Annotated in this window: 1 protein-coding gene; it reads right to left on the bottom strand. The window is 57.7% G+C overall.

All coding sequences use genetic code 11. The annotated features are described in order from the left end of the window. Positions 1-110 precede the first annotated feature (110 nt). On the bottom strand, positions 111-515 hold a 405-nt coding region (locus AC07YZ_RS25460; RefSeq protein ID WP_494796789.1), incomplete at its 5' end, for a transposase.

Genomic DNA, 515 nt, shown 5'->3' with positions numbered 1-515 from the left:
TGTTGAAAAACTCGGTTTTGACCCGCACCGTGGAGCCGGGCTGAATCCGCCGCGATCAGAGTTGAGTTCATTTCGCGGCAGCTTCTCGGCCGCTTCCCTGATTCTGGGCTTCACGCCCCTTTCATCACCGTCACTTCTTCGACTGGTAACAACCACTTTGCCATTCGCCGAAGGTTTTGTGCGGTGGCTGCCAGCAAGAACTCGTCCTGTGCGCCACTCAGACCTCGCAGTCTCAAACGGTCGAGTTTCAGAATCCGCTTGAGGTGCGCGAACAGCATCTCGACCTTCTTGCGATCTCGTCGGGACTGCTGGTACTCCGCTGTCTTTGCGATTGATCGGGCCACGTCACGGGCCTTCTCGTGGATGCTGCGTGCGATCTTTCTGAACGGGGTGTTCGGGCAGCATCTTTCTTTTGTCGGGCACCCAGCACAGTCCATCTGGCTTGCTCGATAGATGACGGTGTCCGCCTTGGTGATGCGGCTGCGCGGATTCTTGAACTGCCGCCACTCACTCCT

It is taken from the genome of Hydrogenophaga sp. GW101-3F08, assembly GCF_059424585.1.
This window is presented reverse-complemented; position numbering and strand designations above follow the sequence as displayed.